The sequence below is a fragment of the Prosthecobacter gellanilyticus genome (assembly GCF_007992435.1).
Taxonomy (GTDB): Bacteria; Verrucomicrobiota; Verrucomicrobiia; order Verrucomicrobiales; family Verrucomicrobiaceae; genus Prosthecobacter; species Prosthecobacter gellanilyticus.
In genome coordinates this window covers 104,174-128,067 of the sequence record NZ_BKAG01000016.1, presented here as the reverse complement: position 1 = coordinate 128,067, position 23,894 = coordinate 104,174, and the positions used below count along the sequence as shown (strand labels likewise).

General features: G+C 60.4%; 16 protein-coding genes. 5 read left to right on the top strand and 11 right to left on the bottom strand.

Annotated features, from left to right (window positions below):
- Window positions 1-19: 19 nt before the first annotated feature.
- The 5 genes from BGE01nite_RS13040 to BGE01nite_RS13020 are packed head-to-tail and all read right to left on the bottom strand — an operon-like array spanning window position 20 to window position 6,264.
- A complete protein-coding gene (locus tag BGE01nite_RS13040; protein WP_146850911.1) occupies window positions 20-1,255 on the bottom strand; it encodes a glycosyltransferase family 4 protein in 1,236 nt (411 codons plus the stop codon).
- The gene (locus BGE01nite_RS13035; RefSeq protein WP_146850910.1) at window positions 1,252-2,397 is read right to left on the bottom strand and encodes a GNAT family N-acetyltransferase; all 1,146 of its coding nucleotides are present in this window, start codon (window positions 2,395-2,397) and stop codon (window positions 1,252-1,254) included. Before BGE01nite_RS13035 ends, BGE01nite_RS13040 begins: the two co-directional genes overlap by 4 nt.
- The gene (locus BGE01nite_RS13030) at window positions 2,394-4,133 is read right to left on the bottom strand and encodes a glycoside hydrolase domain-containing protein (RefSeq protein ID WP_146850909.1); all 1,740 of its coding nucleotides are present in this window, start codon (window positions 4,131-4,133) and stop codon (window positions 2,394-2,396) included. Before BGE01nite_RS13030 ends, BGE01nite_RS13035 begins: the two co-directional genes overlap by 4 nt.
- Window positions 4,130-5,488, bottom strand: a complete 1,359-nt coding sequence (locus BGE01nite_RS13025) for a glycosyltransferase (RefSeq protein WP_170266768.1) — start codon at window positions 5,486-5,488, stop codon at window positions 4,130-4,132. Before BGE01nite_RS13025 ends, BGE01nite_RS13030 begins: the two co-directional genes overlap by 4 nt.
- Window positions 5,485-6,264, bottom strand: coding sequence for a polysaccharide deacetylase family protein (locus tag BGE01nite_RS13020; RefSeq protein WP_146850907.1), 780 nt, complete (start codon window positions 6,262-6,264; stop codon window positions 5,485-5,487). Before BGE01nite_RS13020 ends, BGE01nite_RS13025 begins: the two co-directional genes overlap by 4 nt.
- A 562-nt stretch (window positions 6,265-6,826) precedes the next feature.
- On the opposite strand from BGE01nite_RS13020, the gene BGE01nite_RS13015 reads away from it, so the two are divergent.
- The gene (locus tag BGE01nite_RS13015) at window positions 6,827-8,068 is read left to right on the top strand and encodes a sialidase family protein (protein WP_146850906.1); all 1,242 of its coding nucleotides are present in this window, start codon (window positions 6,827-6,829) and stop codon (window positions 8,066-8,068) included.
- A 141-nt stretch (window positions 8,069-8,209) separates the two neighbouring features.
- Here the strand turns inward: BGE01nite_RS13015 and BGE01nite_RS13010 are convergent, their stop codons facing one another.
- From BGE01nite_RS13010 to BGE01nite_RS12985, 6 genes are all read right to left on the bottom strand, one after another.
- Entirely contained in the window at window positions 8,210-8,833 is a 624-nt protein-coding gene (locus BGE01nite_RS13010; RefSeq protein ID WP_146850905.1) for a class I SAM-dependent methyltransferase, read from the bottom strand.
- Window positions 8,830-10,011, bottom strand: coding sequence for a BtaA family protein (locus tag BGE01nite_RS13005; protein ID WP_146850904.1), 1,182 nt, complete (start codon window positions 10,009-10,011; stop codon window positions 8,830-8,832). Before BGE01nite_RS13005 ends, BGE01nite_RS13010 begins: the two co-directional genes overlap by 4 nt.
- A 64-nt stretch (window positions 10,012-10,075) precedes the next feature.
- Window positions 10,076-14,263, bottom strand: a complete 4,188-nt coding sequence (locus BGE01nite_RS13000) for an Ig-like domain-containing protein (protein ID WP_146850903.1) — start codon at window positions 14,261-14,263, stop codon at window positions 10,076-10,078.
- A gap of 185 nt (window positions 14,264-14,448) precedes the next feature.
- Window positions 14,449-17,559: a WD40 repeat domain-containing serine/threonine protein kinase gene (locus tag BGE01nite_RS12995; protein ID WP_146850902.1), complete on the bottom strand. Its 3,111-nt coding sequence runs from the start codon at window positions 17,557-17,559 to the stop codon at window positions 14,449-14,451.
- A 38-nt stretch (window positions 17,560-17,597) separates the two neighbouring features.
- Window positions 17,598-18,305, bottom strand: coding sequence for an RNA polymerase sigma factor (locus tag BGE01nite_RS12990; protein WP_146850901.1), 708 nt, complete (start codon window positions 18,303-18,305; stop codon window positions 17,598-17,600).
- A 53-nt stretch (window positions 18,306-18,358) separates the two neighbouring features.
- Window positions 18,359-19,267, bottom strand: coding sequence for a metallophosphoesterase family protein (locus BGE01nite_RS12985; RefSeq protein ID WP_170266767.1), 909 nt, complete (start codon window positions 19,265-19,267; stop codon window positions 18,359-18,361).
- A 175-nt stretch (window positions 19,268-19,442) separates the two neighbouring features.
- Here BGE01nite_RS12985 and BGE01nite_RS12980 point away from each other — a divergent pair, with 175 nt between their 5' ends.
- The 4 genes from BGE01nite_RS12980 to BGE01nite_RS12965 all read left to right on the top strand — a co-directional run bounded on the left by BGE01nite_RS12980 (window position 19,443) and on the right by BGE01nite_RS12965 (window position 23,883).
- Window positions 19,443-20,396, top strand: a complete 954-nt coding sequence (locus BGE01nite_RS12980) for a UDP-glucuronic acid decarboxylase family protein (protein ID WP_146850899.1) — start codon at window positions 19,443-19,445, stop codon at window positions 20,394-20,396.
- A 96-nt stretch (window positions 20,397-20,492) separates the two neighbouring features.
- Window positions 20,493-21,107, top strand: a complete 615-nt coding sequence (locus BGE01nite_RS12975; protein ID WP_146850898.1) for an Amuc_1102 family pilus-like protein — start codon at window positions 20,493-20,495, stop codon at window positions 21,105-21,107.
- Window positions 21,108-21,158: 51 nt separating this feature from the next.
- Window positions 21,159-22,892, top strand: a complete 1,734-nt coding sequence (gene mul2B, locus BGE01nite_RS12970; protein ID WP_146850897.1) for an Amuc_1101 family PilM-like pilus complex protein — start codon at window positions 21,159-21,161, stop codon at window positions 22,890-22,892.
- A 4-nt stretch (window positions 22,893-22,896) separates the two neighbouring features.
- On the top strand, window positions 22,897-23,883 hold the full coding sequence (locus BGE01nite_RS12965; RefSeq protein ID WP_146850896.1) for an Amuc_1100 family pilus-like protein: 987 nt from the start codon (window positions 22,897-22,899) through the stop codon (window positions 23,881-23,883).
- Window positions 23,884-23,894: the final 11 nt, after the last annotated feature.

Here is a 23,894-nt window from a genome sequence, read left to right as displayed (position 1 = left end):
GAGAAACGGGGCAGAAATATCATGCACTTGCCATCTCGGGGCAAGGCGTGGCGTGACTTGTTTCCGCAGCAGTCGCGGGAATGAGATTCATGGCCCGGAGGATGATTTCATCCACAATACGCACGTCGAAGACCTCTTCGGCCAGTTTTCGGCTGGCCCGGCCCATGACGGCCACCTGGTCCGGGTGATCGATGAAATATTGCATCGCCTCCGCCACCGCATCCACGTCCTTGGTCGGGCAGAGGAAGCCATTCACGCCCTGCTTGGCGCCGGAAGGCAGTGTTTTGGCCCCTGGAGTCAGGGCCACGCACTCCTTGGCCCCCACGGACTCCGTGGTGATGATGCCTCGTCCGGTGGAAAGCGCCTCCAATGTGGCGTGCGGCACTCCTTCACGATACCAGGTCGGCAGGCAGAAGACGTGCATGGTTTTCAGCAGTGCTGGGATGTCCCGCACCATGCCGTGATGCACCAGCGTGCCTTCCTTCACCCACTGCTCCACTTCACTCTCCTCCACGCGATTCGGGTTCGGATCAAAAGGTCCCACCAGATGAAATTCAGCCTTCGGATACTTGGCTTTGATCTTCCGCGCCGCTTCCGCAAACACGCGCACGCCTTTGCTGATGAGCAAGCGGCTCACCAGCACAAAGCGGATCCTGCCTTCAGCGATGCCCGCATCTCCCTCCATCGGCACATGAGGGTATTCATCCGTGTTCACGCCGCTGCCCGCTGTGACATGCACCGGCACTCCAGGAGGCAGCATCTTCATCTCGGTGAAGAGCTGCACGTCGTCCTTGTTCTGCATGAAGATCACATCCGCGCGCTTCAGCGCGAAGCGATGCAGTGCCTTCGAGATCCACTGCACCAGAGACTGCTTCAGCGTCTCCGGCTTCACAAAGGTGAAGCCCAGCCCTGGCAGAAGCGCATACACCTTCGGCACCTTGGCCAGACGTGCGACCACGCATCCATACACCACGGACTTGATCGTATACGCAAAGAGCGCATCCGGCACCTCGCGCTGAAAAAGGCGGAACATGTCCAGCCAGGTGATCCAGTCCTTCGCCAGGTTCACGCGGCTGCGCACCATGCGGATGGGCACGTGACGGGCGCCGATCTCGCGAACAAACTTTTGCACATGCGGGTAATCCTCCGCGGCGGAGGTCACCACCTCGCAGCCATTCGCGGCGAAGTCGCGGATGAGGTCTCCGCGATGATAAATCAGGGTGTTGGCGTCAGCAGTGAGGACGAGGACTTTCATGCGGATTCGGCCTCAGGTTCAGGATTCTCGGCAGCAGCAGGTTTCACAGGATCAGCTTGGGCTTGGGCCAGCCGGCGCTTGGCTGCCCGCAGGATGCGGAAGACCACGGAGCGCGGATGCCAGCGATGGAAACATTCCAGGTCGGACACAAACCGGGCGTACGAGCTCCATTCGCGTTTGTAGCGATACTCACCCGGCAGGAAATCCGCCATCGTGAAGCCTCGCTCGATCGCCTCCATCACCCCGGCGCGCACGGCATTGTTCCCCAGGCTGAGGCTGATGTACTGCTTGTCCCAGCCGAGCTGGTAGATGAGCATCTCGTTCTTGTGGCAGAAGACATACACCGAGCCCGCAGGCTGGCCTTTGATGAGGATGAAAGGCATGATCACCTTGCCCTCGGGAATCCACTTCTTGATCAGCGCTTCATGAATCTTGTTTCCAGGCGGCCGCAGGAAGGAGCTGACCCCGTCCGGCCAGTGCATGGAGTGCAGCGCGAAGAAATGCTTCACTCGCTCATCCAGATCCATGTCGCGCACCACTTCGGCTTGATGACGCTCAAAGAGCTGCACCCAGTGCCTTTTCACGTTGCGGCGGAAGTTCCCCGTCTTGCTCTTCTCATACTCATCCCAGGTCGGCGGCAGATCAAAGCAGCGGCACTCAGATTGATTCAGCACACCCGCCGTCGTTCCGGCACGGCGCATTTCTTCCAGCAGATACGGGAAGTTCGGTGAGTCCTCAGGCACCTTGTTCAGCCTCACCACATCCCACGAGCCGCTCGTTTTGGAAATGATGGAAGCCAGCAGCGGCGTGATCTCCGCCTCACGGCCCGCAGGCACCAGGATGTCCATGCGCTCGCCCTGCACATCACCGAGGCCGTTCATGAAGCCGAGATGCCGCAGATGCTGGCGCGAGTCCCCACGATCCGCGCCAATCACAAACGGCGCGATGCCAACGACCTCGGCGCGCTCATCACGCACCACGCCGATTTGCATTCGATACTCATTGCCACAGTGCTCCCACCACAGGCGCACATAGTCCCAGGCCAGGAAGGGGCTGTGAGTCGCGGATGAGTCCAGCAGCCGGTCCCACACAGGTTCCAGCGCGGTAAAGGCGGCCTCAGTCGTGATGATGTCGAGAGTCATCGAGCACCTCCTTTGGCCATGGCGGCCTTGGTTTGTGTGATGAGCGCCGCGATCGAACGGCGGGCTGAGTAGAGGGCGGGCATGTCATCTTTCCAGTCGCCAAACCCGCGCGCAAAGGTGGCCCCGAGTTCCAGCGCCTCCTTTTCCAGACCGAGATCGCGAGCCAGCATCAAGTAATCATAATCATCCGCCATCTCGCGCAGCCATTTCAGGCGGATGCTCGCCACCGGCATGTCGCGGCCATGTCGCTTGCGCGTGGCCGGATAGATGAGGGATCCATCACCATTGAAGACCGCGTCAGAATCACCGGCATGAAAGCTGTCAGCGCTTTTCCAGACATCCACGCCCTCCGCGGCATGCAGGGTGTCCCAATAAGTGAAGCCGGTGATGTGATGCCGCGGCATCACCCAGGCCATCACGCGATGATTCATTGCCGGATAATCCAGGCACCACACGGGCGGATTGGACTCCTTCAGCACTTTCGGCTGGCCATGTTCCTTCATCCACGAATCCGAAGGCTGAACCAGAGCCGTGTAGCACCAGACCTCGTCACCGGCCTTGATGCGCCGCGCGATGTCCTTTCGCCCCTTCGCGGACTCCATGTCCTCAAAGACACTGCCGACATGCGGCGACCAGATGTCCACAAACCCTTCCAGCGTGCCCCACCAGCCGGACTCCGCCGTCGGTTGCTCAGTGACGAGCAGCGGCAGTCTCACATCATGAGTCGCTTCAGCCTCGTTGAAGAAATCTCCCCAGCGTCGCACAAACGAATACGCCTCCGCGCTATTAGGCTCATCCAGCTCGGCGAGGATGATGTAGCCTCGCTCGCCGCAGTGAATCTTGTGCAGCAGCTTCATCCAGTCTGCGCAGTACTGCATGGCCTCCTTGCGGTCCTTGCCCAGCGAGTCAGCAAACGGCCACGAAGGCCAGAGCGGCAGCGCGATCATTCCCGTATGCCTGTGCAGCAGATGCTGGCGCATGGCCTTCTCCATACGATCCGGGTTCAGCTTCCCTGTCTTGGGATCGGGATAGGTCTGGCGGCTCTGATCAAAAGCCAGCCGGTGATCCACCATGAAGTCATAGTACTTCTCCACCAGCGCGATGCCTGCGTCACTGGGGGGATCCTTCTTCGAATCATACCCATGCACATCCAGCATGCGGCGGTAAGTCGTCATCATGGAGGACTTCAGTCGAGGCACCGCCGGCATGTCAAAGTCAGACACGCGCAGCATCAGCTTCGTGCGCGCCACCACCACCCCCTTTGTGTTTCTCGCGGAGAGCTCACCGGCATAAAGCCCTGCCTTGATGCTGTAGGGCACATGGAAGTCCAGCCACCAGGGCTGGTTGACATGCTTTTCGTTCGGCAGCTTCTGCCAGGGAAACTCCTGCGGCACCAGCGCATCCGGATAGTCACCCAGGGGCAGGGGAGACATCGGCGTGGACTTGCTGACCTTCACATACTGCTCGCGCAGCACGTCTGGGGCCGGGATCATGGATCCCTCCGGCCCGGTGAGATGCGTGGCATCCAGCTGCAGGCTGAGCAGATCCTCGGGCTTGCCACTGATCACGATCTGCAATGACTCGCTCTCTCCGCGCGCCGCTTCCATCGCCGACTCCAGGTCGCTGACCTCCTGGACTCGCATGACGCGCGTCATCGCATCCACACGGGCGATCTGCACCTCCGCGCAAAGCGGCAGCGCAAGGCTCGTGAGAAGGAGGCAGCAGGCCTTCCTCATCCTCGCAGTACCTCCGCGTAAACTTTTTCATAACCCCGCGCTGCGGTGGAGATGTCAAAACGCTCCACGGCCGCCTTGCGCAGCACTTCAGGAGCCGTCGGATGCAGGATCGCCTCCTCCCAGGCACGGGCCAGCGCATCCGGATCGCGTGCAGGCACCACCTTGCCCACACCTTCCAGCAGGCGCGCGCAGTCGCCCACATCCGTCGTCACACAGGGCACACCGCAGGAAAGCGCCTCCATGAGCGTCATCGGGCAGGCTTCGGTGCGTGAGGAGAGTGAAAACACATCCAGCGCCGGATACGCGCGCTGCGGATCAGATCGGAAGCCCGTGAAATGCACCTGCGTGCGGTGCGGCATCACCGAAAGCGCGGCGCTGGCACAGGGCCCAAGCTCATGCTTCTCACCGCCGCATAACCAAAAGTGCGTCTCCGGATGTCGTGCCTGCAAAAGCGCCGCGGCTCGCAGCCACGTGGCCAGGTCCTTCATCTCATGAAAGCGGCCGATGAAGCCCACCAGCGGAGCCTTGTCCGGAATATGCAGCGCGTGACGCAGCGCCGTGCGTGCCTCCACATCCGGCACGAAGCGCGAGGTATCGATCCCGTTCGGCACCCACACCATGCGTGATTTGGGATACCCCATCGGCACATGATCACACATCGCCGCATCCGAGCAGGAGATGATGCTCGCCGGCACCACCTGCGAGCTTCCGCCCACCAGTGTCTTGAAGACCTTCATCTTCAGTTCGGAGTCATGCGGGTTGCGGTGAATCTCACGGCAGTGGATGCCCCACACCACGTTCTTCAAGCCAGCCACTCGCGCACACCAGCCGCCGACGAAGTCTGCATGATGCATCCACGTTTGCAGCACATCCGGCTTCACCTTGCGCAGCAGCTTCACCAGCTTCACCAGCGTGTCTTTGCGTAGATAGGCGCCTTCCGCCAGATCGTGCACCTCCGCGCCAGCCGCGCGCAGCTCCGCCATTTCTTTGGGCCAGGAGTGACCATCCATGACGATCACCACCGTGCGCCAATGCTTGGAATCCATGGCCCCCACGAGATTTCGCATCATGGCCTCCGCACCACCACCACCAGGCGCGGCGATGAAATGCGCGATGGTTTTCACCCCCGTGAAATAGGGGAAAGCGGTCACGTGGTCCGTGCCCGAGGCATGGTCACCACCGTGCTCCATCGTATGGCTCGTGTCCTGTTTGGAAAAGAAGTGCAGCCGCCTCCAGGCACGCCGCAGAGGCGGACCTGCCGCCATCAGCCATGCCACCAAAGTCGCCAGACGCGGCTTGCGCGCTGCGGGCAGATGTGCGCCTAGCCCCATCGTCCAAGGAAAATAGATCTTCATGCAGCACCCCCTCTCCATTGTTTGAGTAATTCAAAGGCTCCCGACACCGTGGCCTCGGCCTCTAGCATGGAGGTCGGGTTGCCATAGCGCGGCAATGCCTGTGTTGTTAGGCCGGAAACCAGCCTCGCAGGCATCATCGTGAAAGACGCTTCGAATCCGTGCTCGGCAAGAAGTCGCTGCGTGTCCGCTGTGAAGTCAGTCGGCCCGCCGTTCGGATAAGCAAAAAGCGTCGGCGCAGCACCCAGCTCAGCCGTGATGCGATCACAGCACTGCCGGATCTCCTCCGCCTGCTGCTCCACCGTGCAGCGGGCCAGGATCGGATGACTATGCGTGTGTCCGCCGAACTCGATGAGTCCGCTCGCCTTCATTTCACGTGCCTGATCCCAGCGCATCGGCAAGGTCACTTCAGGATGGGCCGCAGCGCAATCCGCCGTCAGCTTCGCCACCTCGGCGCGCATTTCAGCATCCGGCAGCCTCTTGAGCTGGCCCAGTTTTGCAAACAATTCCGCTGTGGATGCTCCACGTGCTCTCAAAGCCCGGTCCACCTCCTGAAACCAGAGCGGATGCGTGCCATCCACGAAGCCCGTGGCTAGAAAGATCGTCGCAGGCAGGCCGAGTTCCTTTAAAATGGGATAACCCAGGTGGTAGTTCGAGCCCAACCCATCATCAAAAGTGATCGCCACCGCATTGTGCGGCAGGGTTTTCCCCGCATTTACATGCCGCACCATCTCAGACAGCGGCAGGACCTCGCAGGTCTTTTTGAGATGCTGGCACACAGACCGGAAAACCGAAACTGGCAGGTGCAGGCTGCTGTCCAGGACCCCTGTGGGGGCTCCATCGGCGCATAAACCGTGGAAAGTGAGGACGGCCCCCTGCCCGGAAAGCTTCGTCCGGGCCACCAAGCTCAGGCCAAAAGCCACCAAAACTGCCGATTTGGCAGCCTGTTTAAGCTGTTGGAAGCGAGAGGACAAAACCTTTAAAATTCTTATTATTATATAAAATATCAAATTTTAGCAAATCAGCAACTCCGACTTGTTAATTGTTCATTACTCTTAAGCATTAGCTACCCGGCTCCGTGGTGCGCCGCACTTCAGCGGGAGCTCATTTCGAGCACCGGCAGATGGTGTGCGAACCCCGTCAGGTGTTCTCTGTGAATAGCCCGGGGTCGAGGGACGAGACCCCGAGTTCGCTACCACAGCCAATCTCACCGTCCGAACTTCGGAGGCGTTCCCCCCCATGCACCACACATCTGGATTTCATATGAAGGGCATTTTGCCAATCTGGTCCAAAATTCAGACCAGTGAAAGCTGCGATAGCCCGTCCGTTGGTAGTCGGCGTATGAAAGTCACCCTCCTCACCACCGCGCTCGGCTGTCTCTGCCTCTCTCTTCACGCCCAACAAACTTCGCTTCAAAAGAAGGATGTCGTCCTCGCGCCGCCAAAGAACATCAAGTCGAAGCTGCCGCTCGGTTACACCATCCCCGTTGTGGACATCAGCGGTGACAAATCGCGCCAGGTCATCGTCGACCGCGAGGCAGGCCAGTACCTCGGCCATCCCACCACCGTGCTGCTGGAGGATAACAAGACCATGCTCACCGTTTATCCGAAAGGTCATGGTCGCGGTGCCATTCAGTACAAGCGCAGCAACGATGCCGGCCTGACCTGGAGTGAGCGCCTGCCCACACCCAAGAACTGGGAGACCTCGCTCGAGGTGCCCACCCTGCATCGCGTGGTGGATGCCGCAGGGAAGAAGCGCATCATCATGTTCAGTGGCCTCTATCCCATCCGCATGGCCGTGACGGAGGATGATGGCGCGAACTGGAGTGATCTGAAACCCATCGGCGACTTCGGCGGCGTGGTGACCATGTCCACCGTGATCGATCTCAAGACCCCTGGTCACTATCTCGCCTTCTTCCATGACGACGGCCGCTTCATCCGTGGCGGTGAAGAGCAGAAATACTTCGTCAAAAGCCCGCACTCCCCGGACTACATGTGCACCACGGCCAAGCCCTGGCGCTTCTGGGTCTACACCTGCCTTTCCAAGGACGGCGGACTCAACTGGAGCATGCCGGCTCCCATCGCCATGCTGCCAGATGCCAGCCTCTGCGAGCCCGGCGCGCTGCGCTCTCCGGATGGCAAACAGATCGCCGTGCTGCTGCGCGAGAACTCACGGAAATACAATTCGTTCGTCATCTTCTCCAATGATGAAGGCCTGAGCTGGAGCGAGCCGAAAGAGCTTCCTGCCGCGCTTACCGGTGATCGCCACACGGCGAAGTACACGAAGGATGGTCGTCTCTTCATCAGCTTCCGTGATACCACCCACGTCAGCACCACCAAGGGCGACTGGGTAGGCTGGGTCGGCAAGTATGAAGACATCGTCAACGGCACCGAAGGCCAGTATCGCGTCCGCATCATGGACAACACCAAAGGTTCCGACTGCACCTATCCCGGCGTGGAAGTGCTGCCAGATGACACCATCGTCACCACTACCTACGGTCACTGGACCGAAAACGAACCCGCCTACGTCGTCAGCGTCCGCTTCAAGCTCGCCGAGCTGGATGCCAAACTCGGCGCCGAGTGACCCGCGAAGTCGCGAAGCGTCCCGGAGTGCGGTGGCAGAGATGCACGGGCCACCGTGCATCGTCGACACCGCTCTCGTACGCACACTGCGTTTTAGCATAACAAAAGATGTTCTGCGGAAGCAACGCCATCCCAATCGCCCTCACTTCCCCACATAAACCAGATACCTCCAAAGATCCCCATACCCATGCCTCACCTCGCAAACCAGAGGTTCAAAATGCTGGCGTAGCTTCTCCAGGATCTGACCTTCCATGCGCACATGGTTCACACCCATCCAGCGGCGGAACCAGGTCCAGCGGCTCTGATGAAAATCCACCACGGCCACCATGCCACGCTCACTCAGATCCTGACGGCAAAGACGGATCACCTCATCAAAACCTGGATTGATCATCGAGAGCGAGTAGCTCATCACAATGAGGTCAAACTTCTCTCCCACGGCGACAGGAGCATCATAAGGGCGCTGCAAGAGACCCACACGTGATCCATAAGCACGCACCTTTTTCTTCGCGACATCCAGCATGTCCTTGGAAAGATCCAGGCCGATGATCTGCGCCTTCGGAAACCTCTCCGCGAGGTCCACCAGGTTCTTCCCGGTGCCGCAGCCGATCTCCAGGATCCGCCGTGGCATGGCCATCTGAGTGGCGGCGCGACGCACCAGCGTGTTCCGGCCGAACAAAAAGGCCCACCGCGTGGCATCATAGATCTGCGCATGCCAGCGGTAGTATCCGGCGAGTGACGACTGGTTTTCAGCGGTGGCGAGGCTCATGCTTGGACGTGGGCGAGGAGTGTGCGGCCATAGGTGCCCACGCGATCCATCGGGTGAAGGCGATCCGCGAGCTCGGTGTCGACCTTCAAGCGCTCAAGCGCAAACTCAGGGATGAAATCAATCACCGGACTCGCCGAGCGCATGAGGATGCTGGTGCCGGGACGGCTGTTCTCCAGGATGAGCTTCCACTCTTCTTCCAGCGCCTGTGGCTTGTGCGCAGCCAGCCAGTCCTGATGATCCAGCAGCACATAGTGACTGTAGTCACCGGGATTCTCACGCAGGAAATTCGCCACGGTCGTGCTGTGCGTGGTGATGCGGTTCACTCGCTGCTGCAAGGTGGCTTGATGCTCCTCGCGCAGGTAGTTCGGGCAGCATGATTTGGAGTAGTGCCCCGTGAGATACACGCGCCAGAAGTAGTTTTCGCTGAAGGGAATCTCGGTCAGCACATGCTCCATTTTCGAGCGAATGTAGCCGGTGAGTCCGCCTTGAAACTGCGTTTCGATCAAGCGCACCTGGGCACGTGGCACACCGAGCATCGTCATCGCCACTGGCTGACGGATGAGCCAGGTCACCAAGCCGCTCCAAAGCACGGGCTTGATGTGTTGGTAGAGTCGCTTCTGCTCCTCCACGCCGCTGGCCTGTAGCAGCGCATCCATGTAGTCGCGGACCTTGCTGCTGCCCAGAAAAGTATGCAGGGCGATCCATGCCATCTGTCCCGCTGTGCCACGATAATAAAACGAAGGATTCAGCGAGGAGGCACGGAAGTAATAGTTCTTCGCCTTCCAATAGCGGCTGGCGAAGGGATGCAGCGCAGGCTTCAGCTCCTCCAACAGCTCTTTGAACTGCGGATGCGAGCCCTGGCCGAAGAGCTGGAAGATATCTTCAAAATGGCCGCGCTGGATCATCGCGATCTTGAGTTGCAGCAGCGCATTCTGCCGTGGGTTCATATCCACCGCATGAATCTGCGCCGGGCCGTCTAACAAATAATCTAGTGCGTTGCAGCCAGCGCTGGTAATCATGACCACGCGGCTGTCCGGTTGGAGATTCATCATCTCACGATCCAGCCGGGGATCTTCCCAGCAGGTGTTGTAGACGAGGTTCCCGCCATGGACACGGCTGAAGAGGGCGTCCTGGGTGCGATGACTGATCGTGGCCTGTGTGTGGGTGCGCGGAGGCATGCGCCGCTATGAAGCGTGCTTCATGCTCCCGCGCATTCGGCTTCGTGAAACGAATCCGTCAGCCTCACTGACCGCCTTTCAACCTGGTGAAGAGTCTCCCATCAGGGCCGTTGGACTTTGGGAGGCTAACCGTGATCGTGTCGGGTGATGTGCCATTTTCGACGACATTGACACGCACGCCTTGCCCGTCTGGTCCGGCACTTGCTGCGGGCAGCATCACATCATTCCAGATCGTAAGATCACCACTCCATTGGAAGGTCAGAGTGGATGAGCCTTCCGCTTCATCATTGCGGGTGAAGGTGCAGACCACATCACTGGTTTGTGCATTGATGGTTGGGTGCAGATGCGCCTCGGAGACTTCAGGATCCGTGGCGATGATCCACTCGATGATGTTTGGCAGCAGGTCGCCATCAGGATCCGCATCGTCCGCGGCATTGCCGAGATTGCTGTGACTGCCGAAGTGCTCGATGCGCCAGCTTTGCAGCACCGTAAAGGCTGAGTTGACGATCACGTTTTGCGACCACACATCCACGAAGCGGGTGTCCCGGACCATGGCGGAGATCGTTTTGGCTCCCTGGGTGTCTGGGGTCCATGACACAGAGTAAGGTGCCGTGGAGTCGGTGCCGATGAGCGTGCTGCCGACATAGAAACGCACCTCCTCGATGCTGTAGGTTCCGCGCGAAACAGCGGCCGTGAGAGTGAGGGCATCTCCCGGCGTCACTTGCGCGGCATTGACAGGTGTCGTAAGACTGATGGCCGGCGGGATGATGAGCTCAAAGCCGACTCGACTGGAGTTCGCGAAAGCATTGTTCACGTCAACGGCACGCGCGACGAGTTCATGGTAACCTGTGTTAGGCCCGACGGTCCAGTCCATCTCATACGGAGCTTGGGTGTCCTGCGCCAGCAGCACGTTGTCGAGGTAGAACTCCACACGCTGGATGCCCAGTCCGCCGGTATGCATCGCACCTGCGGCAAAGCGCACCGTGCTGAAGGAAGCCGCAAACTGCGGTCCTGAATAGCGTGGTGCCGTGACCACTGCGACAGGGGCATTCGCACCTCCGACCGTCACAGGCACGCTAGGGGATGTGCCCGTGGTGCCGGTGGATGAAGTCGCCACCGCATACAGCGTGTGATCACCGAGGCTCAACGGAGGTGTGGTGAAGCTGAAGGGGGCGTCTGTGTCCTCACCCAGCAGTGTCCCGCCATCATAGAACTGCACGCGTGTGATGGTGGCGAAGTTCGCTGAGGCATCTGCCGTGATGGTGGTCGTAGCAGGAACCACCAGGATGCCGCCGGCAGTTGGCGAGGTGATGGTCACATTGGGAATGGTCGGCCCAGTCACATGCACCGTGCGGCGTGCCTCAGCGGTTCGTCCCATGCCATCCACGGCTCGCGCCATGAGTTCCCACTGGCGGATGGAAGTCGGTGTGTAGTTCGCGGTGTAAGGGGCTTCGGTGTCGGAGCTGACGAATGTATTGTTCGCGTAGAAATCGACACGGACGATGCTGCTTCCCGGAGCGGTGGCACTGGCTTGCATCGGGATGGCGGCGGGGAAGGGGAAGACCGCATTCTGCGCCGGGGAGTCAAAGCTTGCTGTCATTGGCTCGAAGGACGCGAGTTCGAACGTGGTGGAGGAACTGGCAAAGGAGCCGTTCGTTTCAAAAGCACGTGCGGTGAGGGTGTGCTGCCCCACGGCCCAGCGGGAGGAGATGGTCCAGTCATAGGTGTAGGGGGCGGTGTCATCACTGCCCACGGGTGTGCTGTCGGCATAGAAGACCACCTCGGTGATCGCGCTGCCAGGAGCGGAGGCGGTGGCTTCGAGATGCAGGGTGGCGCCGTTCGTGGTGGTGGTGCCCAGCGTGGGTGAGGTCAGGTTCACCGTCGGTGGTGTGGTGGACTGCACGCGGATGTCCAGGATCTGCATGGTATAACCACCATTGTTATCCCAGGCCCAGATCTCATAACCATGCGTGCCATGCGTCAGGCCGGTGACCGTGTGGGTATAGGGGGCGGTGGTGTCCTCGGCGATGAACTGGTAGCTCTGCGTGATGAGCACACGGGTGATGGTGCTGTTTCCCTGGGGCGTGGCATTGACCGCGATGACGACGTTCGCCGGTGCATCAAACACGGTGCCGGGGGCTGGATTCACAATGGTGAGGGATGGCTGGGTGGGTGAGCGCACATCGAGACCCACCGCTTGTGAGTTGCCCACGACACCGAGTGAGGTCGTGGCCTTCGCCGTGAGCACATGACTTGGCAGGGAAGCGATGATGCCATTCCACTGCAGTGAATAAGGCGCGGTGGTGTCTTCACCGATCTTCACGGCTCCATCAAAGAACTCGACCTTGGTGATGGTCGCATTGGGCGAGGTGGCCGTGGCTTCGATCAGGATGTTCGCAGGAGCGGTGAACAACTGGTTCACCACGGGCGAGGTGATGACCACCGTCGGTGGTGGCGAGATGGTATCGATCAAGCTCATGATCCACGTCAGGCTGGCCGAAGGCCGGTTTTCCCAGGCTAGTTTGCGCGGCGGGATACTGCGGAAGGCCGTGAGTCCCAGTGGTGGGGCAGCGGGCCGCGTCCAGTGGTTCACACCGATGTCATAAGATAGATACAGGTCACGTGCATTGGCCTCCATCATCGGATCAGGCACGCCTTGAATCAGATGCTGGAAATAGTTTCCCCACGCGATGGTGGTCAGCACTTCCTTGGAGTGCTCGATGGAGGAGTTGTCATAACCGTCGGCGGCATCCGGAGCGCCATCAAAGCGCGAGAGGTAATAAGGGTACCTCAGCGCACCAGAGTACTCATAGATGTGGTCGTCATTGTAATGAGTCGCCACGGCCTGGAACTTCGCCGCACGACGAATAAAGTTCGCCACGGCGGGATCTTCGGAGATGCCATAACCACGGAGCATTGCATCCATGAGGAGCGACAGCATCCACGGTGAGCCGATCAGTTCGGTGAAGACGCCATCACCATGCTGCCTGCCGTAGTGGTAGAGACCGCCGTCCTGACGATTCGCGGGCACCTGACCATCCGCGCCGTTTTGATGCCACATGTAGTCACCCATCTGGCTCAGCGTTCTCAGCTTGAAAGCGGACTCGCCGGTGAGTTCGAAGGCCACGATGTTTGCCAAGGTGCGGAAAGCCGTGTGGCGCTCCGTCCACTCACCTGCGGTCGGGCTCCAGCGTGTTTGCTCGGTCAGGCCTTCATGCGTGTTCACCACCCAGCGCACGGGTTCGATATCGCCCGGATGGCCGGTGAGCCAGTGATCATAGGCAAAGCATTCCGCATAGGAATACATGGAGGTATTGCCAGCGGTCACATCACCCAGCGTCGGTGCTTTGAGGCGAAACACACCGCGGTACGGATCTGCCACAGCAGTTCCATAAAGCTTCGTCTTGTAGAACTGCGTGGCACGCACAGCCTCGCGCAGCGGGCGCAGGAAGCCGGTCTTGATGTAGAGCTGGAAGAAAGTGGAACTGCGATCATAGAGCCAGGGCTCCGACTCATTCTTGTAGTCCACCAGCTGGCCGCTCTCATAACCTGTCACCAGCGGATCATCCTGGTTGATGTTGGTGTAGAAGAAGTTTTTGAAGGCGCGATCTGCTTCCTCATAACCGGGCCAGTGCTCGGTGGCATCGGTGATGTTCGGGTTGTCGCGTGCTTCCGGGATGTGATCCGCAAAGGGCTCGCTCCGGCGCAGGCTCAGCACCCCTTGGGAAAGCATGCTCTTCGGCAGCAGCGCATACACATCCGGTTCCTGCACGCCATCGGCCGCGACGTAAGTGCCCGAAGTCACGGTGTGCCAGGCGGAAAGCGGGTCTGTGAACGTCAGGATGCTTTGCGTGCGTGCGGTGCTGCCCCACTGCACCGTGATGTCTTCAGAGGCCGGATAGGCCGCGCTGAAGCTGTGGCGGATCTGGATGCGCGCCACGCGCACCGACTGGCCGTCGATGCTATTGTTGGTTAGGTGCCGCCACGGTGTGAGCTGCTCCACAAAGGCCGGGATCTCCGTGCCGTTGTGCAGCACGCGCACCGTGTTCAGTCCGGTGGAGGTGATGGAGCCCCGGGTGAAGGGCACTCCAAAGGTCACCAGCGTCGGTGTGCCTGTCGTGACGTTCTCCATCGGGTGCAGCTTGACCGTGATGGAGCCCGTGGACTGCGCGGGCGCATGAAACGACGGCAATTGAGCCTGCGCGGCGAGGCCTAGCAGGCAGAGGAGAGCGATGAAGCGAAAGGCGGGCATGATGGGGGGATTCAACCCACTGCTTGGGAATGCCGGGATCAGCGTTTCAAAGAAAATACACTTTCAGTGAAAATCCTCTGTCGGGTGGGGAGGCTGCTGAAAGGGCAGACGAATAGAGGCAGGCGAATGATTGAAACACATCAGAGCATTCGCCTGCCCCCATTCGTCTGCCAACTTTACCCTGTTTACCACTCCAGCTTGAGCTTTTTCAACTCTTCATCCAGCAGGCGCAGGTCCCAGGCCTCCACCACTCCGCTGGTGCTGGCGATGTAGATCTTGCTGGCATCCGGGGTGAAGACAAACCGGCCCACGGGCTGGCTGTTCGGGCTTTCCAGGATGGCGAAGCGCTTCCACTGCGGCACGGACCAGAGAGAGATTTTGCCAAAGGGATGTCCGGTGGCCAGCCACTTGCCATCCGCGCTGAAGGTGAAGTGCGCCTGATCAGGATCGATGGTGCGCATGTCCAGCGTGTCCACATGCTGCCAGTCTGAGGTGCGCCAGATTTCATAGCGTTCGCGACCCAGCACCAGCCATTGATCATCCGGGCTGAAGGTGGCCCAGAGCGCGGGCTTCTTCTGCTGATGCACCAGCCTGCCGGTTTCTGCATGCCACACCTCCACGCCTGAGCGTGATGCGGCGGCGACGAGCCCGCTTTTCGTGGTGAGGGAAAGCCACGCGCCGTTTTTCGCCCGCGGGATGTCACGCTTCACGGCCTCTGTGCTGGGTGACTGGAAAACACTGACCTGGCCTGTGTTCGCTGTTTCCGCCGCGAGCACCTGACCGGTGGGATCGAGCGAGAGGCTGTTATGCCGGCCAGGCGGCAGCAACTCATGAATCGTGGAGGTGATCACACCCTCGTTGTTCATCTCCCATCTCACCACGCCATGCTCGCCCGCGCCATAGAGCCAGCGACCGTCTGGCGAGAAGGTGAAGTCATTCCACAAACCCGCCGCGAAGATGCTGTGACTGTTGCGCTGATGCAGGTCCCACAGGCGCGCATGACGCGAGTCACCCACGGCCAGCCAGCGCCCGCCGGGAGAGACGGCGATGCCGAGCGCGCGGCCATTCGAATCATGCGCGGAGAAGGTGTCAAAGGCGCAGTCTCCCACGCGCACATACATGTTCTTGGCATCTGCGGAGATGGGGCCGAAGACGTCTGGCTGCGAGGCTGACCAGCTCATCTGAGGCACTCCGTGCGGGATCCATTCGTAACCGCGACCGATGGGCAGACCGCTGACGACATCAAACACACTCATGAGCCGGTCATCACTGACTGTGGCGAGGTGGCGGCCATCCTCACTGAAGGCCATGAGCCACATGTCCGAGCCTGTGCCGCGTAACAAATGATGCGCCTGACCTGTCTTCGTGCTCCAGATCACCGCACGGCCGCCGCGCTCGCCCGCTGCGAGCAGGCTGCCATCACGGCTCCAGGCCAGAGACCAGATGCAGTTCGCCATGCCTGCGGTCATCTCACGGGCCACGCTGCCATCCGTGCAGCGATGCAGCCTCACCGAGTACGGGAAGTCAGAGTCATTCAGGTACGAGCTCGGTGCGATGGCGCACAAGCTGGCCTCGGCATTGAAGCGCATCTTGAGAGAGACCTGCGGGAAATCGAGATGGAAGCGCGGCTTGCCTCCGGCCGTCTCGCGTACCTCGGCGATGATGTGCCCCGTCTTTTCACCCTGATGATAGAAGGCGATGAGCCCGCCATCATCGCTGAGGTCCTGCGGCACACCTGGAAGGGTGGCTTCGAGCCGTGCCTCGGGTTTTGAGAGATCCCAAAGCTGCCAGCTCTTGCCCTCCGGAGCTTGCGCAGCGAGCCACTGACCATTGCGGCTCAGACAAAGAGGCTGGCTGAGCTGCGGTGAATGAGAGATGATGCGCCCGTCACGACCGCTGGTCACGCGCCAGCCCTCTTTGCCGCGCCAGGCATGAAACTCCTGGCCGGATGAAACACTGGCGAGACTCCAGCCCGGCTCATGCTGGGGCATGTCATGCTCATGCAGATAGGGGAAGGCCAGGCTGGCGATGGCCTCGGCACGACGGTCCACCCGCATTTCCGGACTTTCATCTGGCGATGCTGCTGCGATCACCCGGTCCAGCGCATGCACGCGAAACCTGGGCTGGCGTGCGCGGCGCAGACCTTCCGCGGAAGACAGCGTGCTCCGGCGTGCGCTGGTCTCTGCCTTGTCACGGGCTGCCATGGCCTCACGGGAGGCCTTGCTGATATGCACGACCGCCAGGGAAGAGCCGATGGCCAAGGTGGCGAGCAGGGCGAACACGACCACCAGCAGGGCGGCGACCGCAGGATGCCTGCGACACCAACGCCAGGCGGACTCGATCCACCCCGGCTGGCAGGCCTGCACGCTCTGGCCACGTAGAAAGCGCTCCAGGTCATCCGCCATCTCGCGGGCCGTGGCGTAGCGCTGCTCAGGCTCGCGCGACATGGCCTTCTCACAAATGGCGCGGAGATCACGCGGCGGTTGGAATTCCGAGAGCGGGCGTGGTTTTTCATCCGCCACACGGCGCAGCAGGGCCGGCAGGCTGGTGCCTTGATACGGCGGCACGCCGGAGAGCAGCTCGTAAAGCACCGCGCCGAGGCTGTAGATATCACTCGCCGTGGTGGCGGTTCGTGATTCGCCAGAAGCCAGCTCTGGCGCGAGATAATGAGGCGTGCCGAGCACCTCCGCGCCGAGAGTCAGCGAGAAGTCCTCAGGCTCGATGACAAGATGTTTCGCCAGACCGAAGTCTGCGAGATGGCAGTGGTCATCCGCATCAAAGAGGATGTTCCCCGGCTTCACGTCCCGGTGCAGCACACCGCGCTCATGGGCGAAGCTCAAGGCGCGGGCGATACGGGCCATGAGATCGGCGGTCTGTTTCCAGCGGCCAGCATAACCACGGATGCGCGAGGCCAGCGAACCACCGGCGGCGAGCTTCATGGTGAACCAGGGCAGGCCATCACTCTCACCCACATCATACACGGGCAGGATGGCCGGATGCTCCAGGCTGGCCATGGCACGGGCCTCGCGGCGGAAGCGCTCACGCGCCTGCTCGTTCTCCGCCCACTGCGGGCGCATCATTTTCAGGGCCACGATGCGTTTCGGCTCAAACTGCTGCGCCTCATAAACTATGCCCATGCCGCCGCGGGCGATCTCGTCTCCCCGATGCAGCCCTGCCAGATCATCTCCTTCACCTGCGGAATCAAAGAAGCAGGCCGGGCACATGCCCTCCAACCGTCCGGCAGGCAGCGGTGTGTGGCATTCAGGGCAGAGGTGACTGGCGGTCGGGTCCGGCATGTCTCATGAGTAGGATTGGGAGAATGCGCAGCGGTGTTTCACGAAGATGCCAGTTCGCGCCTCAGCACGCGGCCAAGATAGGCGATTTCGTCATCCAGTTCATCGGGAGATGAGACAGTGCTCATCAGCTCGCGCCGCAGCGCCTCGCGGCAGCGTTTGCGCAGCCGGTGGATTTCTGTGCGCACGCCGCTGTCTCCAATGCCGAGCGTTTTCGCCGCCGCGACGAGGTCCGGAGTGTCTGTGCTGCCGGGCAAAAAGGCACGCAGCACCTGCCACGCAGGCTCACCACGGGAAGTCACCACTTCCGCCTGCACGGCCGCCACAGCGCGCTCCAGCATCATCAGCGCCCACTCGCGGTCCAGGGTCTCAGCCAGCGGGTTTTCCGAGGCGATCAGCTCGTTCTCCACCTCCTCCAGCGCATAGTTTTCCGTATCACCGCCGCGTTTTTCAGCGGAGTCGCGCTCTCGCTCATCCCGCAGGAAGCGCCAGAGCACGGTTAACAAGAAGGTGCGAAACCGCCCGCGGGTTTTCTCAGCCCGGCGCAGCGTGGATTTCTCCAGCAGCGAGGCAAAGAAGGCCTGCGTGCGATCCCGTGCCGTCTCAATGGAGGCCTCCCGACCCCGGATGACCGCAAACACCGGCTGCCAGTAGCGCTGGCAGAGATCATCCAGCGCTGCCCGGGCGACGGTATCGCCACTGGCCGTGGCGATCTCCAGGATGGACCAGCGGGTGTCGGGGAAGGACATGGGCAGCAGTGAACGGTGGGCGGTAGACGGTGAACAGTTTGCAGTCAGCAGGCTCAGGCGTTCCAGAGGATCTCCACTTTCTCACCATGCTGGCTGTGGGCCGGGTTCAGAGCACGAAGCTCAAGCACCAGCTTTTCAGGCGTGGCACGCGCGGTGACCCAGCCATTGGGTCTCTCCTGGCTGAAAACATAAGCCACGGGTGGCAGATTGATGAGCTGGATGCCAGTCGCCTCATGCTTCTTGTGCTCCCAGGTGTGGGTGTGGCCGTAGACGAAGGCCTTCACCTTCTTGTGCTTCGCCAGGATGGCAAACATGGCGTCACTATCCACACAGCCCGTGGGCTTCTTGCCCTCGGCCAGCGGGCCTTGCGGGTTGTGGTGAGACATCACTACCGTGGGCTTGTTCGGGCAGGCGGCCAGGGTGCGGTCCAGCCAGCCGAGCTGGAGTTCGCCGAGCTCACCGGGGGTTTTGTTCACCTCTTGCAGGGAGTCCAGCAGCACCCAGTTCATGGTGGCGCTGCTGAGCACTTCCACATGCTTCCCCTCCACCGGGCGCGGGTCCTGGGGGCTCGTCATGGCGCCGATGAAATTCTTCCGGTCATCGTGATTGCCCAGCGTGCAGTGCACCTGGATGGCGGAGTCGCGCAGCGGCTCGATGAGCTTCACAAAGGCATCATAGTCCGTCTGCTTGCCGTCCAGGTAGGCGCAGTCACCGTTCACCAGCACGCCGAAAGGTTTCTGGCCGACCTTCAGCACCTGGTTCACGCAGCGGGTCAGATTCTCCGCCATCACGGCGCCTCGGGCCTCCAGCTTCAGATCGGCGTCGATGTGCGGGTCGGAAAACAGCACCCAGAGCTCGGGATTGTGCTCCGCAGCCGCAGAAACCACACCCGGGGTGAGGGCGGCAGCGAGGGAACCTTTGAGCCATTGACGGCGGGAAAGCGGGGGGAAGGAAATGGGCATGGCGGGGTGGAAAGAACGCCACAGGGCAGGGGAGGCTGTCCACTCCTTTGTGTTTTGCTGGCCCGTTCGTGGTATCAGGCAGCGGTTTTCCGCCGGTCGAGAAGTTGGGAAATCCGGCTTGCCCCCCTGGGGGAAAAGTCCCAGACTCGCGCCTCTTTTGCCCCAATACGTACCCATGTCTGCCAAGAAAACAGCTGTTGTCACCGGAGCCGCCGGCTTCCTCGGATCCCACCTTTCTGATCGTCTGCTCGCGGAAGGGTACAAGGTGATCGGCATCGATAACCTGCTCACCGGCGACCTGCGCAACATCAAGCATCTGGAAGGCAACACGGACTTCGAGTACATCCAGCAGGATGTGACGAAGCATATCCACATCCCTGGTGAGGTGCACCTCGTTTATCATTTCGCTTCTCCGGCGAGCCCGATCGATTACCTCGAGCTGCCGATCCAGACCCTGAAGGTGGGATCTCTGGGGACGCATAATACGTTAGGCCTCGCGAAGGCGAAGAACGCCACCTTCCTCGTGGCCTCCACCAGCGAGACATATGGTGATCCGCTGGAGCATCCGCAGAAGGAAACCTACTGGGGCAATGTGAACCCGGTGGGCCCGCGCTGCGTGTATGATGAGGCCAAGCGCTTCGCTGAAGCCATGACGATGGGCTACCTCCGCGCCCACAAGGTGGACACGAAGATCGTCCGCATCTTCAACACCTACGGCCCGCGCATGCGCCTGAATGACGGCCGCGTGGTGCCTGCCTTCATCGGCCAGGCTCTGCAGGGCCGCCCGCTGACGGTGTTCGGAGACGGTTCGCAAACACGTTCTTTTTGTTATGTCTCCGACCTCATTGACGGCATCTACAAGCTCTCGCAGAGCAGCTACCATGAGCCCGTGAACATCGGCAATCCGCGCGAGATGACTGTGCTGGAGTTTGCCAAGGCCATCCTGAAGCACACCGGCATCGAGCAGCCGATCATCCACAAGGAACTGCCCACGGACGATCCCAAGGTGCGGCAGCCAGATATTACCCTCGCACGTACGCTCCTGGGCTGGGAGCCAAAGGTGGACTTCGAAGACGGGATCACTCGGACGATCGCCTATTTTCGTGACTTTCTTGCAATCAAGTCTTGATGCCCGGCGCGATTTACGAATAAAACATCATTAATTCACAAGACCGAGCTGCGGCCCAACCGACCCAACCCAGTCTGTGACCACCCCCCCTTTCCTATGAAGTCATCCATCCTCGTTCTCGCGGCCCTTTCTCTTGGGCTGTCTGGTTTGCAGGCCCAAACCGCACCTGCTGTCAAAGTCAAGGTGAGCGCCCCCAAGGTGATCAACATCCAGACACCTCAGTTCCAGGCTGGCAACACGCCGAACAGGAACTGGCGTCCGAAAGAATGGCTGGAGTTTGACACGGAACTGCAGATCACCCTTCCTCCAGCAGCTGGCGGACGTAATGGCAGCCTGTCCTCCATGACGGTCAATTATTATGTCGCCCTGAATGCCCAGACGAAGGACAACAAGTACCACCTTCTCAAGGGAACGATCAACTATGTGGATGTGCCTGCGGGTGAGCGCTGCCATGCGCTGGCCTACATCACTCCTTCCACGCTGCGCCGCATCCTGGAAAAGGACCAGTTCACGGCAGCTTCTGATGTGAAGGCCTCTGCCATTGAAATCGTGGTGGATGGTCAGGTGGTGGGAGGTGAGACCTCCATTCCTGGCAAATGGTGGGAGAAGACCGACGCCTTTGAGGCCACTGAAAATGTGGTGCTTCCTCGCAAGGAGACCCCCTTTGATATTCTGTGGGGTGACTACGACCTTCCCACCAAGTCCAAGTAATCAGGAGCGGCCGGATTCACTTCCAAGCAAGGCCTCAACCCACTTTTTAGCATGGCAGACAGCAAAAGCATCGCGGTCCTGAACCTGGGTTCCCAGCGTCTCTCAGGAGCCATTTTTTCCCGATCCGGGGGCGACCTCGTTTTGAAGCGTTATGAGTTCGTGGACATGCCGGGGGATCCCACTGTGGACGCCACCCGCATTCCTCAGCTCAAGATCGGACTTCAGGAGCTGGTGGAACGTCTCAAGATCAAAAATTCCGCCGTCTGGTTCTCCGTGGCCGGTCATACGGTCTTCAACCGCTTCGTGAAACTGCCTCCCGTGCAGGGAGATCGCGTGGCGCAGATCGTCGAGTTCGAGGCCCGCCAGAACGTGCCATTCCCGATCAATGAAGTGGTCTGGGATTATGAATTTGCCAGCGAAGGCAGCGGTGAGACGGAAGTGGTCATCGTGGCCATGAAGTCGGATGCCTTGAATGAAATCCATGAGCAGGTGGTGTCCGCCAAGGTCTCCACCAGCGGTGTGGATGTGGCTCCGCTCGCCCTCTACAATGCCTTCCGCTACAGCTATCCGGATGTTGATGAGCCCGCCGTGCTGATCGATCTCGGCGCTCGTTCGACCAACCTCGTTTTCGTGGAGCAGGGCCGCTTCTTCATCGCCAACTTCCTGGTGGGTGGAGCTTCCATCACCTCTGCGGTTTCCAAGGAGTTCAACATCAGCTTCAGCGATGCCGAGGCACAGAAATGCGCTCGCGGCTTCGTGGCTCCTGGCGGGGCTGTCCAGGATCATGCTGATCCAGAGATCGCCGCGCTTTCCAAGGTCATCCGCAATGCCGCGAGCAATCTGCACACGCAGGTCATGCGCCGTATCACGGCCTACCGCAGCCAGCAGGGCGGTTCCCAGCCAAAGCGTGTTTTCATCACCGGTGGTGGTGCGCTGCTCGGCAACATGGCCTCCTTCCTCGAAGAGAAGCTCAAGACTCCGGTCGAGATCTTCAATCCTCTTCGCGGCGTGCAGGTGGATCGCAGCCTGAAGTCTGACGTCGCCCATGCTGACTCCCCCTTCCTGGGTGAACTTGTGGGTCTGGCCCTCCGCTCCTCCGGCGGCTCGCCGAGTGAGGTGGAACTCGTCCCCACACCCGTGGCCAATGCCCGTGATGCCGCCCGCCGGACACCGGCGCTGCTGCTCGCCGCCTTGGTTGCCTGGGGTGCTCTTGGCGCTGGCATTGTCTACTATCAAAACACGGATCGTGTCATCCAGGAACGCCTGGCCACGATGAATGTGGAGAACCAGAAGCTGCAAGGCATCGGTTCCCAGATCGCTGCGCTGGATGCCAAACAGACTCAGTATGCGGCTCTCAGCTCCCAGCTTGAGCAGGCCGTGGCAGAGCGCTCCTATTGGGTTCGTCTTTTGACCGACCTCAACAGGGTGTTCGAAAACGACATGATCTGGCTGACAGTCGTCGAGCCACTCAAGAATGGCCAGTCCATCACACCTTCCTTGGTGGGACAGGAGGCCAAGTCCGAGAAGAAGGACGAGGCGGCGGCAGGAACCGAGCCGGTCTATTCCATCAAGATCCAGGGACTGTATCGCAAAAACGACCAGGGTGAGCAGATCGTGTACAAATACGCGGCCGCCCTCGCCAAACTGCCCTGGTTTGCGATCGAGAACTTCGAGGCCAAGAACGCTGAGTACGTCAGTGCTCAGAGCGGTATTGAGGAAGACCGTTACGCCTACACTTTCAACATCACGCTGCCCCTCAAGCAGCCCATGAAATTCAGAGATTGACCTAATGAGCTGGATCCAAGACAACAAAGTGCCAGCCGCCATCCTCGGCCTCACAGGGGCCGGAGTGGTGGGACTCGGCGTCGTTCTTTTCAACACCTGGTCGGCAGCTTCTGCCTCCCAGGAGCAGTTTGACTCCGTCAACACAAGCCTTGCCAACCTGAAGAGCGCCAGCCTGGCTCCCACGCCGGAAAATCTGGCCCAGAAACAGGCATTGGTGGGTGATTATGAAAAGGCTGTCGGCCAGCTTTCCTTGGTGCTGTATAAATTGCAGCCTGATGACAAGCCGACAACCAACACCGATTTTCAAGCCAAGCTGAAGACCAAGGTGGCTGAGATCAAGAAAGATGGCTCCGGGCATCTTCCCGCTGAGTTCAATCTCGGCTTTGATCAATATACCAGCGAACTGCCAAAGAATGACCAGGTCGCCGCAGAGCTCTCCACCTACCTGGATTCCGTGGACTCCATCGTCCGTCTGGCGCTGAAGAGCGGCATCCGCACGGTGGACATGCTGGATCGCTCGTTGCTGGCCTCCGAGAAGGGTGATCAACCCGCAAGGCCGCAGCCGGCTGCCAGGCCCAAAGGCAATGCCAAAGGCCAGCAGAGACAAGCTGCCGCAGCTCCCGTGAGCATCACGGAGCGTCGTCAGGTCCGTCTCACCGTCCGCACAGATCAGGCTGGTCTCCAGGCTCTGCTCAGCGGTCTGACCAGCCCTTCTGACATGCCCTTCTTCACGGTGGCCCGTCTGGTGCGCATCGAGAATGAAGTGCAGGTAGGCCCGGTGCGGACAGCCCTGACACCCGCCGCTGCGCCTGAGGAAGGTGCAGCTCCCGCCCCTGGTGCTGACGGCGCTGCTGCGAAGCCTGCTCCTGTAGGCATCCAGCCGGCTCCTGTTGACTCCATGGTGGTGCTGGGTCGTGAGACTCTCCGCGCTTACATCGAGATTGATCTCGTCAAATTCCTGAACCCGCAGACCGCTGCAGCCGGTCACTGAGTCTGAACTCT

Coding starts and splice junctions, on each gene's coding strand:
- BGE01nite_RS12990 (WP_146850901.1), bottom strand. CDS start 18,305: ATGTCCTTCCCCGACACCCGCTGGTCCATCCTGGAGATCGCCACGGCC.
- BGE01nite_RS13040 (WP_146850911.1), bottom strand. CDS start 1,255: ATGAAAGTCCTCGTCCTCACTGCTGACGCCAACACCCTGATTTATCAT.
- BGE01nite_RS13030 (WP_146850909.1), bottom strand. CDS start 4,133: ATGAGGAAGGCCTGCTGCCTCCTTCTCACGAGCCTTGCGCTGCCGCTT.
- BGE01nite_RS13010 (WP_146850905.1), bottom strand. CDS start 8,833: ATGAGCCTCGCCACCGCTGAAAACCAGTCGTCACTCGCCGGATACTAC.
- BGE01nite_RS13005 (WP_146850904.1), bottom strand. CDS start 10,011: ATGCCTCCGCGCACCCACACACAGGCCACGATCAGTCATCGCACCCAG.
- BGE01nite_RS13035 (WP_146850910.1), bottom strand. CDS start 2,397: ATGACTCTCGACATCATCACGACTGAGGCCGCCTTTACCGCGCTGGAA.
- BGE01nite_RS12980 (WP_146850899.1), top strand. CDS start 19,443: ATGTCTGCCAAGAAAACAGCTGTTGTCACCGGAGCCGCCGGCTTCCTC.
- BGE01nite_RS12995 (WP_146850902.1), bottom strand. CDS start 17,559: ATGCCGGACCCGACCGCCAGTCACCTCTGCCCTGAATGCCACACACCG.
- mul2B (WP_146850897.1), top strand. CDS start 21,159: ATGGCAGACAGCAAAAGCATCGCGGTCCTGAACCTGGGTTCCCAGCGT.
- BGE01nite_RS13025 (WP_170266768.1), bottom strand. CDS start 5,488: ATGAAGATCTATTTTCCTTGGACGATGGGGCTAGGCGCACATCTGCCC.
- BGE01nite_RS12985 (WP_170266767.1), bottom strand. CDS start 19,267: ATGCCCATTTCCTTCCCCCCGCTTTCCCGCCGTCAATGGCTCAAAGGT.
- BGE01nite_RS13000 (WP_146850903.1), bottom strand. CDS start 14,263: ATGCCCGCCTTTCGCTTCATCGCTCTCCTCTGCCTGCTAGGCCTCGCC.
- BGE01nite_RS13015 (WP_146850906.1), top strand. CDS start 6,827: ATGAAAGTCACCCTCCTCACCACCGCGCTCGGCTGTCTCTGCCTCTCT.
- BGE01nite_RS12965 (WP_146850896.1), top strand. CDS start 22,897: ATGAGCTGGATCCAAGACAACAAAGTGCCAGCCGCCATCCTCGGCCTC.
- BGE01nite_RS12975 (WP_146850898.1), top strand. CDS start 20,493: ATGAAGTCATCCATCCTCGTTCTCGCGGCCCTTTCTCTTGGGCTGTCT.